Origin of the sequence: Cupriavidus laharis (assembly GCF_914271435.1) — a bacterium.
GTDB classification, from domain to species: Bacteria; Pseudomonadota; Gammaproteobacteria; order Burkholderiales; family Burkholderiaceae; genus Cupriavidus; species Cupriavidus laharis.
The window spans coordinates 573,476-589,334 of the sequence record NZ_CAJZAI010000002.1 but is presented as its reverse complement, the minus strand read 5'-3'; the positions used below and the strand labels follow the sequence as shown (position 1 = coordinate 589,334).

The 15,859-nt window shown below is 68.0% G+C and carries 14 protein-coding genes and 3 pseudogenes; 8 read left to right on the top strand and 9 right to left on the bottom strand.

Annotated features, from left to right (window positions below; all coding sequences use genetic code 11):
- Positions 1-94 precede the first annotated feature (94 nt).
- From LDO29_RS06505 to gtdA, 4 genes are all read right to left on the bottom strand, one after another.
- Positions 95-1,309, bottom strand: a complete 1,215-nt coding sequence (locus LDO29_RS06505) for a 3-hydroxybenzoate 6-monooxygenase (protein ID WP_224078956.1) — start codon at positions 1,307-1,309, stop codon at positions 95-97.
- A gap of 27 nt (positions 1,310-1,336) precedes the next feature.
- On the bottom strand, positions 1,337-1,978 hold the full coding sequence (gene maiA / locus LDO29_RS06500) for a maleylacetoacetate isomerase (RefSeq protein ID WP_224078955.1): 642 nt from the start codon (positions 1,976-1,978) through the stop codon (positions 1,337-1,339).
- A gap of 37 nt (positions 1,979-2,015) precedes the next feature.
- Entirely contained in the window at positions 2,016-2,714 is a 699-nt protein-coding gene (locus LDO29_RS06495; RefSeq protein ID WP_224078954.1) for a fumarylacetoacetate hydrolase family protein, read from the bottom strand.
- 102 nt (positions 2,715-2,816) lie between these two features.
- Positions 2,817-3,863, bottom strand: coding sequence for a gentisate 1,2-dioxygenase (gtdA, locus tag LDO29_RS06490; protein WP_224078953.1), 1,047 nt, complete (start codon positions 3,861-3,863; stop codon positions 2,817-2,819).
- 141 nt (positions 3,864-4,004) lie between these two features.
- On the opposite strand from gtdA, the gene LDO29_RS06485 reads away from it, so the two are divergent.
- Both LDO29_RS06485 and LDO29_RS06480 read left to right on the top strand, forming a co-directional pair.
- The gene (locus LDO29_RS06485) at positions 4,005-4,946 is read left to right on the top strand and encodes a LysR family transcriptional regulator (RefSeq protein WP_224078952.1); all 942 of its coding nucleotides are present in this window, start codon (positions 4,005-4,007) and stop codon (positions 4,944-4,946) included.
- Between the two features lie 91 nt (positions 4,947-5,037).
- Complete coding sequence (locus LDO29_RS06480) at positions 5,038-5,418, top strand: RidA family protein (protein ID WP_224078951.1); 381 nt, start codon at positions 5,038-5,040, stop codon at positions 5,416-5,418.
- A 5-nt stretch (positions 5,419-5,423) separates the two neighbouring features.
- Here LDO29_RS06480 and LDO29_RS06475 read toward each other — a convergent pair.
- Positions 5,424-6,495, bottom strand: a pseudogene (locus LDO29_RS06475) (c-type cytochrome).
- A 31-nt stretch (positions 6,496-6,526) separates the two neighbouring features.
- Positions 6,527-6,916, bottom strand: a pseudogene (locus tag LDO29_RS06470) (ATP-binding cassette domain-containing protein); the annotation flags it as partial.
- Between LDO29_RS06470 and LDO29_RS06465 the strand changes: the two are divergent.
- The 3 genes and pseudogenes from LDO29_RS06465 to LDO29_RS06455 all read left to right on the top strand — a co-directional run.
- Positions 6,907-7,278, top strand: a pseudogene (locus LDO29_RS06465) (acyl-CoA dehydrogenase family protein); the annotation flags it as partial. The pseudogenes LDO29_RS06470 and LDO29_RS06465 overlap by 10 nt on opposite strands.
- An 18-nt stretch (positions 7,279-7,296) precedes the next feature.
- Positions 7,297-7,920, top strand: a complete 624-nt coding sequence (locus LDO29_RS06460) for a cysteine dioxygenase family protein (RefSeq protein ID WP_224078950.1) — start codon at positions 7,297-7,299, stop codon at positions 7,918-7,920.
- The gene (locus LDO29_RS06455; RefSeq protein ID WP_224078949.1) at positions 7,917-9,524 is read left to right on the top strand and encodes a rhodanese-related sulfurtransferase; all 1,608 of its coding nucleotides are present in this window, start codon (positions 7,917-7,919) and stop codon (positions 9,522-9,524) included. The genes LDO29_RS06460 and LDO29_RS06455 overlap by 4 nt, the downstream gene beginning before the upstream one ends.
- Positions 9,525-9,544: 20 nt before the next feature.
- On the opposite strand, the gene LDO29_RS06450 is transcribed toward LDO29_RS06455, so the two are convergent.
- Positions 9,545-10,459 (bottom strand): LysR family transcriptional regulator, encoded by a 915-nt coding sequence (locus tag LDO29_RS06450; protein WP_224078948.1) that lies wholly within the window; start codon positions 10,457-10,459, stop codon positions 9,545-9,547.
- Positions 10,460-10,565: 106 nt separating this feature from the next.
- On the opposite strand from LDO29_RS06450, the gene leuC reads away from it, so the two are divergent.
- Genes leuC through LDO29_RS06435 form a run of 3 tightly spaced genes read left to right on the top strand, consistent with a single transcriptional unit; the run spans position 10,566 to position 13,570 of the window.
- Entirely contained in the window at positions 10,566-11,993 is a 1,428-nt protein-coding gene (gene leuC, locus LDO29_RS06445) for a 3-isopropylmalate dehydratase large subunit (RefSeq protein ID WP_224078947.1), read from the top strand.
- Positions 11,986-12,639: a 3-isopropylmalate dehydratase small subunit gene (gene leuD / locus LDO29_RS06440; RefSeq protein WP_224078946.1), complete on the top strand. Its 654-nt coding sequence runs from the start codon at positions 11,986-11,988 to the stop codon at positions 12,637-12,639. Before leuC ends, leuD begins: the two co-directional genes overlap by 8 nt.
- Positions 12,640-12,679: 40 nt before the next feature.
- Positions 12,680-13,570 (top strand): alpha/beta fold hydrolase, encoded by an 891-nt coding sequence (locus LDO29_RS06435; RefSeq protein ID WP_224078945.1) that lies wholly within the window; start codon positions 12,680-12,682, stop codon positions 13,568-13,570.
- Between the two features lie 30 nt (positions 13,571-13,600).
- Here LDO29_RS06435 and LDO29_RS06430 read toward each other — a convergent pair whose 3' ends face one another.
- Together LDO29_RS06430 and LDO29_RS06425 are read right to left on the bottom strand one after the other, a co-directional pair.
- The gene (locus tag LDO29_RS06430) at positions 13,601-14,266 is read right to left on the bottom strand and encodes a hypothetical protein (protein ID WP_224078944.1); all 666 of its coding nucleotides are present in this window, start codon (positions 14,264-14,266) and stop codon (positions 13,601-13,603) included.
- Complete coding sequence (locus LDO29_RS06425; protein ID WP_224078943.1) at positions 14,266-15,660, bottom strand: selenium-binding family protein; 1,395 nt, start codon at positions 15,658-15,660, stop codon at positions 14,266-14,268. Before LDO29_RS06425 ends, LDO29_RS06430 begins: the two co-directional genes overlap by 1 nt.
- Positions 15,661-15,859: the final 199 nt, after the last annotated feature.

Here is a 15,859-nt window from a genome sequence, read left to right as displayed (position 1 = left end):
TCTCCTCCTCGTTGCCTGTTTCGGGACGAAATCGGGCCGGCGGCCGGGTCGGCCGCCAGTCACCGTAGTGGTCACTGCATGGTTTTCCTGAAGTTCAGAGCCAGGGCGTCGGGCTCAGGCAGCGTTCGGCGCGCCAGCCGTGCAGCCACTGCAGCGCGTCGTAGTACTGCGCCTGCGTGCGGCCGGTCCACAGCGTGTTGCGCACCATGCGGTCGACGCCCTTGGCGTGGTACACGCGGCCCATGTCGCGCGCGGCGTAAAGCACGCGTGCGGTGCGCGGGATGCGCGCCTGTTCGTACAGCTTGAACGCGGCTTCGAAGTCATGGCCGGCCGCTTCCACAGCGACGCCCAGCGTGACGGCATCTTCGAGCGCCTGGCAGGCGCCCTGCGCGACGTATTGCGTCATCGGGTGCGCGGCATCGCCGAGGATGGTGGCGCGGCCGAAGCTCCAGCGCTCCACCGGGTCGCGGTCGGCCGTGGCCCAGCGCTTCCATGAGGTGGGGCGGTCCAGCATCTGGTGCGGCAGCGCGTGGATGCCGTCGAAATACGACAGCACTTCCTCCTTGCTGCCTTCGCGCACGCCCCAGGTTTCCTGCTCGCGGCTGTGGAAGGTGACGACGAGGTTGTACTGCTGGCCGCCGCGCAGCGGGTAGTGCACGAGATGGCAGTTCGGGCCGGCCCATACCACGGGCGCGTTGACCTGCAGGTCCTTCGGCATGTTGTCGACCTCGACGACCGCGCGGTACACCACGTGGCCGGTCACGCGCGGCACGTCGCCAATCAGCGACTCGCGGATGGCGGACTTGACGCCGTCGCAGCCGACCACGGCATCGGCATGGTGGCGCTCGCCGCGCTGGTCGATGACGGTGACGCCGCGCTCGTCCTGCTCCAGCTTCTCGACGCGCGTCGCGGTGCGGAAGCTGATCAGCGGGTGGTCCTGCACCGCTTCCAGGATCGAAAGGTGGATGTCCGCGCGGTGGATCACCGCATATGGGTTGCCGAAGCGCTCGCGGTAGGGCGTGCCGACATCCACGCGCGCGATCTCGTGCGTGTCGATCGCGTCGCGCAGGCTGAGGTAGTCAGTGAAGACCGCGCGGCCGCGTGCGGCCTCGCCCACGCCCAGCGCGTCCATGGCCGCGAAGGCGTTGGCCGCGAGCTGGATGCCGGCGCCGATCTCGCCGATCTGGTCGGCCTGCTCCAGCAGTTCGATGCGGATGCCCTGTCGCGCCAGCGCCAGCGCCGCCGCCAGGCCGCCGATGCCGCCGCCGATGATCAGGACCTTGCGCCCCGTGTCTTGTGGTGTGTTCATGCTTGTCTCCTGGCCTGGGTCTGTCGATCAGGCCGTGTAGTCCGGTTGCTGCTTGGGCGCAGCCTTGGCGAAAGCGGGGTGCACACTGGCGTGCGCATAGACTGCCAGCGCGCGCGGGTAGGGCGACAGGTCGCAGCCCATGCGCTGGGCGTTGGCGATCTGCGGCACCAGCGTGACGTCGGCGAGAGTCGGGCTGTCGCCGAAGCACCACAGGCCCTTGCGGTGCAGCGCAAGCAGGCGTTCCACGCCGGCCATGCCTTCGTCGATCCAGTGGCGGTACCAGGCGTCCTTCTGTTCCGGCGTCACCTTCAGCACATCCTGCAGGTAGCGCAGCACGCGCAGGTTGTTGACCGGGTGGATGTCGCAGGCGATGAGACTGGTCAGTTCCAGTACGCGCGCGCGCCGTTCGGGCTCCTGCGGCAGCAGGCGCGGTTCGGGGTAGTGCGCATCGAGGTAGTCCATGATCGCGAGCGACTGTCCGAGCGTGAATTCGCCGTCCACCAGCGCGGGCACCGAAGCGGACGGGTTGATGCCCTGCACGTACTCCGCCTCGCGGTGCTGGCCGGTGCGGATGTTGACCGGCAGGTACTCGAAGGGCAGGCCCTTGAGCGCCAGCGCAATGCGCACGCGATAGGACGTGGAGCTGTTGAAGAAACTATAGAGCTGCATGATGGGCTTGCTGGTTGCTGCTTGCGGCATCCGGGTGTCAGACCACGCGGACCTTGAGTTCGCCCAGGCCTTCGACGCCAGTCACCATGGTGTCGCCGGCCTTGACCGCGCCCACGCCTTCCGGGGTGCCGGTGAAGATCACGTCGCCCGGTTCCAGGCGGAAGAACTGCGACAGGTAGGCCACCGTCTCCGCGACCGACCAGATCAGGTGCGTGACGTTGCTGCGCTGCTTGTCCTGGCCGTTGACGGTCAGCCAGATGGCGGCCTGCTGCGGGTGGCCGATATCGGCAGCGCGGTGGATCGGCGCAACCGGCGCGGACGCGTCGAAGGCCTTGCCGATTTCCCACGGGCGGCCCATCTCGCGCATCTTCATCTGCAGGTCGCGGCGGGTCATGTCCAGGCCCACGGCGTAGCCCCACACGTGCTCCAGCGCCTGCTCCACCGGAATGTCGGCGCCAGCCTTGCCGATCACGGCCACCAGTTCGGCTTCGTAGTGGTAGTTCTGCGTCTGCACGGGGTAGGGCAGCTCCAGCGTCTGGCCGTCGGCTACGGGCACGATGGCGTCGGCCGGCTTGCAGAAGAAGAAGGGCGGCTCGCGGTCGGGGTCGAAGCCCATTTCGCGCGCATGGGCGGCGTAGTTGCGGCCGACGCAGTAGACGCGGCGCACGGCGAACTGGTCGTCGGTGCCGGCAACGGGAATGGCGACGGTGGCGGGAGGCGTGAAGACGTAGGACATGGTCGGTTCGGTCAGTCAGAGGGTGTGCGGGGCCGGGGTGCCGCGCCATGCGCGCACCCGGGCATCGGGAAATCGGAATTCGTTAAGAGTTGAGCGGACCGCTCAGGTACGCGCTTCGCGCAGCAGGTTCAGCGCCGACAGCACCGGGCGGTCGGAGTAGCTGAACAGCACCGCGTCTTCCACCGCGCCAAGCTGCACCGGCGCCCAGGACGGCGCCACGAACACGTCGCGCGGCTCGAACTGGAACTGCGCGTCGCCGATGCGCACGGTGCCGCGGCCTTCCACCACGCTGTAGACGGTGGCGTCGGTGCTGCGGTAGGTCTTGCCCTGGAAGCCGGCCGGCAGGTACTGCATGAAGGTGGCGATGGTGGGCATCGGCCAGCCGCCGGTGGCCGGGTTGACGTAGCGCAGCTTCACGCCGTCCCAGGCATCGAGCTCGCCGTTGCGGTAGAGCTTGTCGAGCGCTTCGCGCGAACGTTCGTACGGATAGCTGAAGATCGGCGAGGTCGGGTCGGTGACCTTGTGGCGCACCGGCACCATGTTGTGGCCGAAGCGCGCAAAACTGTCGCCCTCGGCACGCGTGACGGGCTGCTGCGACTCGGGGTAGTTCTCGGCAAAGCCGGCGTCGAACTGCTGCACCAGCGGGATGTCCAGGCCGTCCAGCCACACCACCGGCTCGCCGCCGTCTTCGACGCTGGGGTTGCCGTGGTCGTGCCAGGTCCACGACGGCGTGATGATGAAGTCGCCCGGGTGCATGGTGGTGCGCTCGCCGTTGACGGCGGTCCAGGCACCCTTGCCTTCGACGATGAAGCGCAATGCGGACTGCGTATGGCGGTGGCTGGGTGCAATCTCGCCCGGCAGGATCAGCTGCAGGCCGGCGTAGAGCGTGGACGTAATGCTCGACTTGCCCGGCAGGCCCGGGTTCTCCAGGATCAGCACGCGGCGCACGGCCTCTTCGGCGCTGATGACCTCGCCGGCCTGCATGACCAGCGGGCGGATGGCGTCGTACTTCCAGATGGCCGGGACGATCTGCGGGCGCGGCTGCGGCGGCACCAGGCTGTGCAGCGACTCCCACAGCGGCGTCATGTGGCTGCAGCCGATGTGCTCGTAATAGGCGATGCGTGCGGGATCAGGCGTATGGTCTGACATGCTGTCTCCGTGGCTTTTGATGCGCTCCGGCTTGGATGCCGGTCTGTTGCTTGGAGTTATACGCGCCACGATATAAGATTTGAAATGAAAAAAACCTCTTATATATACGATCAATCGTATAGGTAAACCGGGCAATCAGACATGGACTGGACCCAGCGACTGCGCCTGCGCAACCTGCAGATGCTCCTCAGCCTGGCCGAGACCGGCAACATGAGCCAGTCGGCCGCGCTGCTCAATACCACCCAGCCGGGGCTTTCCAAGTGGCTCAAGGACCTGGAAGACGACATCGGCCTGCCGCTGTTCGAGCGCCAGGCGCGCGGGCTGCGGCCTACACCGTATGGCGAGTCACTGATCGAGCACGCGCGCCGCATTGCCGCGCAGCTCGACACCGCGCGCGACGACCTGGCGGCCATGCGCGAGGGCGGCAGCGGCCTGGTGGTGGTTGGCACGTCGGGGGCCTCGGCGGCCGATACGGTGCCGCTGGCGGTCCTGCGGCTGCTGCAGCGCATGCCGCGTGCGCAGGTGCGGTTGGTCGAAACGACCATGGACCGGCTCATGAACCAGCTTGCGCACAATGAACTCGATATCGTGGTCGGGCGGTCCGCGCCCGAACTTCAGGATGCGCAGACGCTTGGGGAATCGCTTTACCTGGAGCCGATCCACTTCGTGGCGCGGCCGCGCCACCCGCTGGCCACGCAGGACGCGGTGACGTGGGAGGCGCTGCAGGGCTACCGCTGGGTGGTGTGGCCACGCGGCACACCCATTCGCAATGCGCTGGAGGCCGCGCTGGCCACCGCCGGCCGGCCGTTGCCGTCGGACTGCGTGGAATCGAATTCCACGGTGCTCAACCTCACGCTGCTGAACAACAGCGACATGATCGGCCTGGCCTCGCACCGGACCGCGCGGCGGCTGGAAGAACTGGGCGCGCTGCGCATCGTGCCGCTGCGGCTGGCGGGGTTCGGCTCGGTGTCGATGTACTGGCGCGAGGACGCCATCAAGCGGTCGGCCGTGGCGGTCATGCTCGATTGCCTGCGGCGCGCGGCTGACCGCGAGGTGCCGGACGCGGTTGTCCCGGCACCCTGACCGGGCGCCTTGAGGGTCCGCGCTTTGGCGCCTACATTGGATGCTCCACGCCGGCGCCCCGGCGCGCCGCGTCTCGACCATGGAGGGCAACATGGAATTCCTGAATTCCGACAAGGTCCTGCCCGCAGGGCTGCCATTTTCCGAAGCGGTCCGCGTTGGGAACGTCTTGTACCTGTCCGGCCAGATGGGCATTGTGCCCGGCAGCACGCGGCTGGTCGGGGGCGGCATTCGCGAAGAAGCGAAGCAGGCGCTGATGAATATTCGCACGACGCTGGAGGCACATGGGCTGACGCTGCGCGATGTGGCCAAATGCACGATCATGCTGGCGGATATCAGTGAGTGGCAGGTGTTCAATGATGTCTACAAGGGTTTTTTTGAACCTCCCTATCCGGTGCGGACTGCTTTGGGGGCCAATGGGCTGGCGCTTGGGGCAAGGGTTGAGATTGAGTGTGTGGCGGTGGTGGGGGGGTAGTTTGGTCAATGAACAAATCCCCCCTTCACAAACCTAACCGGCTCCCCATCCATCCGCAGCAGCAAGGCCGTGAGCGCATCGGTGACCGGCGCTCCACGGCGCGCCTCAATAGGGGCCCCTGAGTTGCAGACCATATCCGCATCCGACCACCCCTTCCGCCCCGGCGTACCTCGCGCGCGCAGCCACCCGCCGCGGTCGGCCAGCAATTCCGTCCCACCCAGCCCGTCGGCGGGCACGCCGGCAATCTGCGCATACACCGCCCACGCATGCGAAGAGGCCGCAACGCAGTTGGCACGGAAGCGCGGCACGCCAGCAGGCACGGACCCATCACGCGTGACCAGCAAGGTCTGGAACCGCGGATCCCCGTCAAACGCCACCACGCGCACCCGCTGCCCACCACGCCACTGCGCAAGCGAACGCGGTGACGCATCATCACCGCATTGCACCAGCGTATCCGGCACCGGCAGCGGCACCGGCCAGCTTCCGTTGGCGACGGCCCCGCTGCCCGCGGCCAGCGTCTTCATGTAATCAAGCACAGCCCATGTGTCTGCGTCGCTCAACGCAGCACCGAACGCAGGCATGGTGACCTGGCCGCGAGAATCCCGCATCCCATCCACGACGTGCCAGAACAACTCACCATCCGCACGCCGCGCAGTGCTGCGCATAGACGGCTGCGCCGTGCGCGACAGCATCGATCGAGAATCGCGTTGGGCTGGTGTGGAAGCTCGTCGGTGCTGCAGCGCCGAGCAGTAGCGATGGCGATGGCCAGGGCACAAGCACGAGCGCCACGACGGCCACAGCAAGCAACGTGCCGCGGCGCCGGCGTCATGCCATCGCAATGGCCGCCAGCACCAGCGCAAACACCATCGCGCCTAGCGACCAGGCGAGCTGGCGTGCCAGACCAAGATCGATCAGCAGGGTTTCGCCGGCGATGCGCCGCGCCCACGGCCAGGCGGGCTGGCCGTGGGCATCACCGGTCAGCCCCAGCGCATGCCAGAGCCGCAGCAGCGTGAGCTGGGCATCCTGGAGCAGGACAAGCAGGGTATTGAGCCAGGCCTGCGCGGGCGGGCCGTTCATGGGCGCTCCGGCCCGTCAAGCCAGGCCATCATCACCAACTGGCATCCAGTCCCAGGTGGCGCAGCGCTTCGTGGCGCAGTTCGGTCAGGCGCGGGTCGCCGCGGTGGCGCGGGTAGGGCAGGTCCACGGTCAGCTCGGCACGGATCTTCGCCGGCCGGTCGCTGAAGATGATCACGCGCTGGGCCAGGAACAGCGCCTCTTCCACGTCATGCGTGACGAGCAGCGCCGAGAAGCCGGAGCGTTGCCACAGTTCGACGAGGTCGCTCTGCATGGCCAGGCGCGTGAGCGAATCTAGCTTGCCGAGCGGTTCATCGAGCACCAGCAGGCGCGGGTCGTTGACGAGCGCGCGTGCCAGGGCCACGCGCTGCGCCATGCCGCCGGAAAGCTGGTGCGGAAAGGCGCGGTCGAACGATTCGAGGCCTTGCGCGGGAACGTGCACCCGGCAGCCTTGGCGCGCCGCTGGCGACGCTGCCGCGCGTGCAGGAGGCGATCGGCGAGATCGCGGCGCTGCTGCATGCCAACCAGGCGCTACTCGACGATGCCGCCGCGCGTACCGACGCCGGTAAGCCGCCGACACCGACCGACAGCGGACTGTTAAAGTTTATGGTCACGGGCAATGCGATCCGTGCGGTGGAACTGGCGCTGCAGCTTTCGGGCAACCACGGCCTGAGCCGTAACAACCCACTGGAGCGCCACTACCGCGATGTGCTGTGCAGCCGCATCCATACGCCGCAGAACGATTCGGTCCTGGTCGCGGCTGGCCGTGTGGCGCTCGGACAATGACATATCAGGAGACATGGGATGAGTGAATCCCCCACCGCCGGCCGCGCTTCGCTCGCGCCGCTGCGCGAGTTCATCACCGGCCTGACGGCGCTGCTGGACGAGCAGCCCGACGAGCCGTGCATCCTGCGTGAGGGCGGTGCGTTGCTGGCCAGGCTGGTCGCGCGCGATGACTGGCTGCCCGATGCCTTCGCACAGCCGCACCCCGAGTACTACCAGCAGATGCTGCTGCACTGCGATTCGGCCGAGCGCTTTTCCGTCGTCAGCTTTGTCTGGGGGCCGGGCCAGCGCACGCCCATCCACGACCACACGGTGTGGGGTCTGATCGGCATGCTGCGCGGCGCCGAGTATTCGCAGCCATTCGTGCTTGATGCCTCGGGACGCCCCGTGGCGCACGGCGAACCGACGCGTCTGGAGCCGGGGCACGTGGAAGCGGTGTCGCCGACAGTGGGCGATATCCACCGGGTGCACAATGCGTACGACGACCGCGTCTCCATCAGTATCCACGTGTACGGTGCCAACATCGGCGGCGTGCGCCGCAGCGTCTATACCGAGGCTGGCGAACGCAAGCCGTTCATCTCCGGCTACTCCAACCCCTACCTGCCCAACCCGTGGGACCGCTCGAAGGATTCCGCCGCATCATGACCGCTTCCGCTGAACCGTTTCCCCTGATCACCAGCCAGGCCGTGCGCCAGGCACTGCTCGACCGCAAGGAGATCGCGCTGATCGACGTGCGCGAGGAAGATCCGTTCGCCCAGTCGCATCCGCTGTGGGCCGCCAATTTCCCATTGTCCAGGCTGGAGCTGGAAGCGTGGCCGCGCATTCCGCGCCGCGATACGCATATCGTGGTTTATGGCGAGCACGCCGGCGCTGACCTCGCGCCGCGCGCGGCGAGCGTGCTGCGCAAGCTTGGCTATACCGATGTGAACCTGCTCGACGGCGGGCTCGATGCGTGGATCGCCGCAGGCGGCGAAGTGTTCCGCGATGTCAACGTGCCGAGCAAGTCGTTCGGGGAAGTGGTGGAAGCCAGGCGGCACACGCCGTCGCTGTCCGCGCCGGAGGTCAAGGCGCTGATCGACAGCGGCGCAGACGTGGTTGTGGTGGACGCGCGGCGGTTCGACGAATACCAGACCATGAGCATTCCCACGGCCACCAGTGTGCCGGGGGGCGAACTGGTGTTGCGCGTGCGCGAACTCGCGCCGAACCCGTCGACGCAGGTCATCGTCAACTGTGCGGGACGCACGCGCAGCATCATCGGCACGCAGTCGCTGATCAACGCCGGTATTCCCAATCCGGTGGCGGCGCTGCGCAACGGCACCATCGGCTGGACACTGGCCGGGCAAACGCTGGACCACGGTGCGAGCCGCCGCGCTCCGCTGGAGATCGGCCAGGCGAACCGCGAACGGGCACGCCGGGGCGCACGCGATATCGCCGCGCGCGCGGGCGTTCAGCACATTGCCCATGACGCACTGGCGACGCTGGAAGCGCCGGGGCGCACGCTTTACCGTTTCGATGTGAGGACACCCGAGGAATACGCCGACGGCCACCTGCCCGGCTTCGTCAACGCACAGGGCGGACAACTCGTGCAGGAGACCGACCACAACGCCCCCGTGCGAGGCGCGCGCATCGTGCTGGCCGATGACGATGGCGTGCGCGCGGACATGAGCGCGTCATGGCTGGCGCAGATGGGCTGGGACGTATGGGTGGTGGATGCCGTCGATGCGGCGCTGCGCAGCGAAACCGGCGTGCCGCGCGCACCGGCGCCCGACGCGGCGCCCGTGGAGGCGGTGTCGCCCGCCACGCTGGCGGCATGGCTGGAAGCGCAGGACGGGCAGACGGTCGTGCTGGACTTCACAGCAAGTGCCAATTACGTGAAGCGCCACATTCCCGGCGCGTGGTTTGTCATTCGCGCGCAGCTTGCCCAGGCGCTGAAGGGCATTCCGGCCGCGCTCCGCTATGTACTGACGTGCGGCACGAGCCAGCTCGCGCGCTTCGCCGCTGCGGATTTGCGCGCGCTGACGCAGGCGGAGACCTACGTGCTGGAAGGCGGCACGCTGGCATGGCTCGCCGCCGGCTTGCCAGTGGAGAGCGGCGAGACGCACCTGGCCGTGCCGCGCACGGACCGCTATCGTCGTCCGTACGAAGGCACCGACAACGCGGCCGCCGCGATGCAGGCCTACCTGGACTGGGAGTTCGGCCTGATCGCCCAGCTCGACCGCGATGGCACGCATTTCTTCAACGTCGCCTGACACTGTCGTCAATGCCCGCGCTACCAGCCGTTGTACGGTTGCGCGGGCGCCGTGGCGAAGCGTTCGGCCAGGAAGTCGATAAACGCGCGCACCCTGGCGGACAGGTGGTCACGGCTCAGGTAGACCGCGAAGATATCAGCCGGTGCCGCGCTCCATTCCGGCAGCACCGGCTTGAGCCGGCCCGTGCGCAGCAGCGGCGCAACGTCCCACTCCGATCGCAGCAGGATGCCAAGCCCTTCCAGCGCCCACCCGACTGCGGTTTCGCCATCGTTGGTCGTGGCCGGGCCGCGTACCTTGACGGTCTCCTGCCGGACGCCCGCGTACAGCTGCCACGTACCGTAGGTGTCGTCGCTTTCGCGGATCACGATGCAGCGGTGCTGCGCCAGCTCGCGCGGCGACGCCGGCGTTCCGTGCGCGGACAGGTAGTGCGGCGACGCGCATAGCAGCCGGCGGTTGCCGGCCAGGCGCCGTGCGCTCAGCCGCGCATCGGGCAGCCCGCCGACGCGGACCCCCACATCGAAGCCTTGTTCGGCCAGGTTGAGTGCCCGGTCGGACAGTTCAAGCTGCACCTCCACCTGCGGATACGCGCGCAGGAATGCCGCCACCGCTGGCGCCAGGTGGCGCCGCCCGAAGCCCAGCGTGGCATTGACCCGCAGCAGCCCGCGCGGCGTGGCCCGGCTGCCTGCCAGCCCCTGCTCCAGCTCCTCCAGCTCGGCCAGGATGCGGCCACCCTGCGCCAGGTAGGCCTCGCCTTCCTGCGTCACGCTCAGCCGCCGCGTGGTGCGGTGGAGAAGACGCACACCCAGGCGGGCCTCCAGCGCGGCCAGCCGCTTGCTGGCCGCCGACGGCGTGACACCCATCTGCTGGGCCGCGCCGGCCAGGCTGCCGCGCTTGACCAGCAGCACGAAGAAGGCGAGGTCGGAAAATGCGTCCATTCGTGAATGGCGGGAACTAATGAAGGTCGTTGCTGGAAATTATAGCTATCGACTTCCTGATTACACTGCCGTCACCTTCAACGATCCGCTTTCGCAGGCAAATCCCATGGCTGGCCGCGCCCCTCGCACCCTTTACCGCAAGCTGGTCGATTCGCACACCGTGGCCGCGCTCGACGCCGACCACGTGCTGCTGTACGCCGACCTGCACATCATGAACGAGTACACGAGCCCGCAGGCCTTCGCGGGACTGTCCGCGCAAGGGCGCAGCGTGGCGGCGCCTGCGCAGAACCTCGCCGTGGTGGACCACATCATCCCGACCCACGCCGAGTCGCCGCGCGTGATCCGCGACCCGGCTTCAGCGCGGCAGGCGCGTAAGCTCGGGCGCAACTGCGAGCAGCACGGGATTCCGCTGTTCGACACCAACAATCCGCTGCAGGGCATCGAGCACGTGATCGCGCCCGAGCACGGCATGATCCGGCCCGGCATGGTGGTGCTCTGCGGCGACAGCCATACCACGACCTATGGCGCATTCGGCGCGCTCGGCTTCGGCATCGGCACCTCCGAGGTCGAGCATGTGCTTGCCACCCAGACGCTGGTCTACCGCGTGGCAGGAGAGATGCGCATCCGCGTGGACGGCACGCTGCCGGCGGGTACATCGGCCAAGGACCTGATCCTCCATATCATCGGCCGTATCAGTGCGCAGGGCGCGCGCGGGTATGTGGTCGAGTTCACCGGTGCGGCGATTGCCGCGCTGTCGATGGAGGCGCGCATGACCTTGTGCAACATGACAGTCGAAGCGGGCGCGCGCGGCGCGCTGATCGCGCCGGATGTCGCCGCCATCGACTATGTGCTGCAGCGCGCGGCGGATATCGACAATGCCATGGCGCAGCAGGCACGCGTGGCCTGGCAATTGCTGCATTCGGATGCCGATGCGCTGTTCACGCGGGATCTCGTATTCGATGCGAGCGCCGTTGCGCCCTACGTCACCTGGGGCACCAGCCCGGACCAGGCCGTGCCGATCGACGCGCGCGTGCCGCATCCGGACGAACTCGGCGACCTGCTCGCACGCGCCGCGGCGCAACGCGCGCTCGACTATATCGGCATCGAAGCCGGTGCTTCGCTGGCGGGCCTGCCGGTGCAGCGCGTGTTCATCGGGTCGTGCACCAACGGACGTATCGAGGACTTGCGCGCGGTGGCGGATGTGGTGCGCGGGCGCCGCGTCGCGCCCGGTGTCCGGGCCATGGTGGTGCCCGGGTCAGGCGCCGTGCGCCAGCAGGCGGAGGCGGAAGGGCTGGCCCGCGTGCTGATCGAAGCCGGCTTCGAATGGCGCCAGCCCGGCTGTTCGATGTGCCTGGCCATGAATGACGACATGCTCGCGCCCGGCGAGCGCTGCGCCTCCACCACCAACCGCAATTTCGAAGGCCGCCAGGGCCGTGCCGGCCGCACGCACCTGATGAGCCCTGCCATGGCCGCGGCCGCCGCACTGACCGGCTGCATCACCGACGTACGCCAACTGGAGCCGACCCATGCCTGACACCACGCTCGCGCGCATCGAGGCGACCGGCGCGCCGCTGCCGATGCCCAACCTCGACACCGACCAGATCATGCCCAAGCAGTTCCTGCGCATCATCGACAAGGCCGGGCTCGACCGGGGGCTGTTCCACGACCTGCGCTTCGACGAAGCCGGCCGGCCCCGACCTGACTTCGTGCTCAACCAGCCTGAGTACCGGGAAGCCGGTATCCTCGTGGCAGGACCGAACTTCGGCTGTGGCTCCAGCCGCGAGCACGCGGTCTGGGGTCTGCAGCAGTACGGCATCCGCGCGGTGATCGCAGCGAGCTTCGGCGAGATCTTCTATTCGAATGCGATCAACAACCGCCTGCTGCTGGTGATGCTGCCGCAGGCGGACGTGGACCGTCTGATGGCGGAGGTGTCATCCCGGGAACCGGCTCGCATCGTCATTGACGTGCAGGCCATGACTGTCAGTGCCGGCGCTGTCCGGACGGGCTTCGCCTTGGGCGAGCGGCATCGCCGCATGTTCCTGCAGGGCCTAGACGTGATCGGCCTCACGCTGACACAGCAGGCGCAGATTGACGCCTTCGCGCGCCGCCACCACAGCGCGCAGCCGTGGCTGCAGGATGTGGCGGGAAAGACCATGGCCCGGCTTGTGGCGCAACCATAGCCAACAAGCGTTTCACTGAAACCCGCGCTGCAGGAGAAACATGATGCTGGAAGGATTCAAGGGATTCGAACATCGCCACGTGCCATGCGCGGACGTCGGCATCCACGCCGTCGTGGGCGGCCAGGGCCCCGCGCTACTGCTGTTGCACGGCCATCCGCAGACATACGTGATCTGGCACAAGGTGGCCGCCGTCCTGGCACGCCACTTCACCGTGGTGGCAACCGACCTGCGCGGCTACGGCGACAGCGACAAGCCCGCCGGCATGCCCGACCACGCCAACTACAGCAAGCGCACGATGGCGCGCGACCAGGTCGAGCTGATGGCCGCGCTCGGCTTCGAACGCTTCCGCGTCATGGCGCACGACCGCGGCGCGCGCGTGGCGCATCGCATGGCGCTGGACCATGGCGAGCGCGTCGAGCGCCTGGTCACGCTGGACATCGCGCCAACGCTGGCGATGTACGAGCAGACCAGCCTGGCCTTTGCCCAGGCGTACTGGCACTGGTTCTTCCTGATCCGGCCCGCGCCGTTTCCCGAGACCCTGATCGAGGCCGACCCCGCGCTCTACCTGCGCGGCACCATGGGCGCACGCAGCGCCGGGCTGGCCCCGTTTACCGAGGCCGCGATGGCCGAGTACCTGCGCTGCCTGCAAAGCCCCGGCGCTGCGCACGGCCTGTGCGAGGACTATCGTGCGAGCGCAGGCATCGACCTGGAACACGACCGCGCCGACCTGGCCGCCGGGCGCATGGTCGAGTGCGAGATGCTGGCGCTGTGGGGAGAGCAGGGCGCGGTGGGCCAGTGTTTCCGGCCTCTGGAGGAATGGCGCAAGGTGGCGCGCCGGGTCAGCGGCCATGGCCTGCCGTGCGGCCACTACATTGCCGAGGAGGCGCCGGAGTTGCTGCTGGAGACGGTGTTGCCGTTTCTGCTGGAGTGAGGGATTTCCGGCAGGGTCGTTGGTCTGCCATCACTGCAGCAGTAGCGCCACGCCGCACAACGCCAGCGCTGCACTCCACACCAGGTCCAGATTGACCCATCCCGTGCGCAGGAACGCCACGCCAACGCGGTCATAGACCAGCAGCGCCACCGCGCAGATCGCCAGCAGCATCGCCCCGGTATGCAACCCGAGCGCCAGCACGGCGGGTGCCACCGCGCTGCCCCCACTGATCTGGCCCGACAGCGGCGACGCGCACAGCGGCATCAGCACCGGCACCAGCATCAGCCCGGCGCCGTGCACGCCCGCCATCAGGAACGACCAGCATGCGAGACCGGCCATGCCCGCCTGCATGCCCACGCGCGGCCGGCCGCGATGGCCGCGCAGCACGTGCCAGGCTGCCCAGCCGATCAGGACGAGCCCGCCGACGCGCGCGAACAGGCGCGCATCCACCACGCTGCCAAGCGTGAGCGCGGCCACCACGAACACCGCCACCGCCAGCGCATGGCCCAGCGCGATCGGCAGCAGCGACAGCACCACCACGCTGCGCTTGTGGCGGTGCAGGCCCAGAGCCACGGCGAACAGCCACCCCATGGCGGGGTTGATGCCGTGGAACAGGCCCAGCGCGGCAATGGCGACCCAGGGCCACCACGTCGCCCACTGTGCAGACGCGGTGGCGAGCGTGGCGGACGAGTCCATTACGGATAGCAATAAGAATCGGAAGAGCAATCTCCGCCCTGCAGCCTTACCTGGTGCGGGCGATGGCCCTTCGGCCATGCGATGAAGAACTTCGGGTCGACGGACAGGCCGCCTTCCGGCGCGGCATCGAGCTTTACCATCCAGCCGTCGATGCCCTCGGGATAGAACTGCGGATCCACGGCGCCGTAGAGCGAATTGGTGAAGTAGATGCGGCGTCCGTCGCGGCTGATCTCGACCATCTGCGGCCCGCCATTGAGCGCACCGTTCTTCGCACCCGGATGCGCGGCGCGCGAGACGATGCCGCCGAGGCGCACCTTGCCCGTCAGCTTCGGCGCGAACGGGTCCGACACATCGTATTGCAGCAGATCGCCCGTGCCCCAGCAGGACACGTAGAGGAAGCGGTCATCCATCGACAGGTCGATGTCGGTCACCAGCGGCGGTACCGCCTTGAAGCCCTTGAGCATGGGCGGCAACTGGTCGGGGTCGGCGGCCTCGGCTGGGATCTCGATGACCTTGCGCACGGCCCACCTGTCCTTGTCGCGGTACCAGGTCCAGATCGATGAGGACAGGTCCTTCAGGCTGATCACGCAGTTGACGAAGCCATAGGCCCTGGTCGGGTCGTGGGCCGGGCGCAGCTCGAAGACCAGCTGGTACTCCTCGCCGAAATCGATTTCCTGCAGGTGCCTGCGCCGCGTGAAGTCCCAGAAATGCAGGCGGCGCCCATAGCGCGCGCCGAGCAGGATGTCGGGCACCAGGCCGTCCTCGACCATGTCCGGCGTGCCCCATTCGCTGGTGACCAGCGTGTCGTAGCCCAGGTGCCACCAGCCGTCATAGGCGAAATACTGCGGGCCGCGCTCCACCTCCCAGCGGCCGAGCGGGTCGAAGCTCTGCGCATCGAGCATGGCGATGCCGCCGGGGCCCTTGCCCTCGGCATCGCCGAGCGCCGTCACATAGATGCCGCCCGGCCCGCAGTGCACGGTGTGTGGGCGGCTGTAGCCGGTGCGCTCGGCCAGCGTCTCGGGCTCGATCACCTTGGCCAGGAAAGGCTTGAGCGGATCAGGCTTGGTGTCGAGGATGTAGATGCGCGAAGAGCGCAGCCCCGGCACTACCAGGTAGCGCCGCTCCATGTGCGGATGCGGCGCGTTCGGGCACAGGCACGAGGAACAGGCGTTCCAGCCGAAGTGGTGCAGCTCGTCGCCGGCATGCGGCATGGCGACCTGGCCGACGATGCTGGCATAGTGCGGTGACGCCGGGTCCACGTCGACCACGGCGATGGCGTCGGGCTGCTTGCGCTCGGGGTCGAACATTGCCACGTAGGCAATGTTCTCCGGCGGGGCCTTGGCTGCCAGGCGGGGGGATGGGTAAAAGCTCGGATCCGGCTTCCAGGTGGCCATGGCGCGTCTCCTCGGGTCTGTTCCCACATACCGCAGGCTTACCAATATAGGACACAACGCCGGCCGCAGCATGGGGCCCCGGTCCTGGGAAACGGCCGCGCGTGCAGGCCACCGCCAGGCAGATTCGTCGCTTTGGACGAGTTGCCGGCAGGAGCCGCTTCGCGATACTCGTCGGCACCCTTTACTTCCACCGCGCCCC

Bases quoted from the DNA above. Each gene is read 5' to 3' on its own strand.
- leuC (WP_224078947.1), top strand. From the start codon at position 10,566: ATGGCTGGCCGCGCCCCTCGCACCCTTTACCGCAAGCTGGTCGATTCG.
- LDO29_RS06485 (WP_224078952.1), top strand. From the start codon at position 4,005: ATGGACTGGACCCAGCGACTGCGCCTGCGCAACCTGCAGATGCTCCTC.
- LDO29_RS06505 (WP_224078956.1), bottom strand. From the start codon at position 1,309: ATGAACACACCACAAGACACGGGGCGCAAGGTCCTGATCATCGGCGGC.
- LDO29_RS06460 (WP_224078950.1), top strand. From the start codon at position 7,297: ATGAGTGAATCCCCCACCGCCGGCCGCGCTTCGCTCGCGCCGCTGCGC.
- gtdA (WP_224078953.1), bottom strand. From the start codon at position 3,863: ATGTCAGACCATACGCCTGATCCCGCACGCATCGCCTATTACGAGCAC.
- LDO29_RS06455 (WP_224078949.1), top strand. From the start codon at position 7,917: ATGACCGCTTCCGCTGAACCGTTTCCCCTGATCACCAGCCAGGCCGTG.
- LDO29_RS06450 (WP_224078948.1), bottom strand. From the start codon at position 10,459: ATGGACGCATTTTCCGACCTCGCCTTCTTCGTGCTGCTGGTCAAGCGC.
- LDO29_RS06430 (WP_224078944.1), bottom strand. From the start codon at position 14,266: ATGGACTCGTCCGCCACGCTCGCCACCGCGTCTGCACAGTGGGCGACG.
- maiA (WP_224078955.1), bottom strand. From the start codon at position 1,978: ATGCAGCTCTATAGTTTCTTCAACAGCTCCACGTCCTATCGCGTGCGC.
- LDO29_RS06435 (WP_224078945.1), top strand. From the start codon at position 12,680: ATGATGCTGGAAGGATTCAAGGGATTCGAACATCGCCACGTGCCATGC.
- LDO29_RS06495 (WP_224078954.1), bottom strand. From the start codon at position 2,714: ATGTCCTACGTCTTCACGCCTCCCGCCACCGTCGCCATTCCCGTTGCC.
- LDO29_RS06425 (WP_224078943.1), bottom strand. From the start codon at position 15,660: ATGGCCACCTGGAAGCCGGATCCGAGCTTTTACCCATCCCCCCGCCTG.
- leuD (WP_224078946.1), top strand. From the start codon at position 11,986: ATGCCTGACACCACGCTCGCGCGCATCGAGGCGACCGGCGCGCCGCTG.
- LDO29_RS06480 (WP_224078951.1), top strand. From the start codon at position 5,038: ATGGAATTCCTGAATTCCGACAAGGTCCTGCCCGCAGGGCTGCCATTT.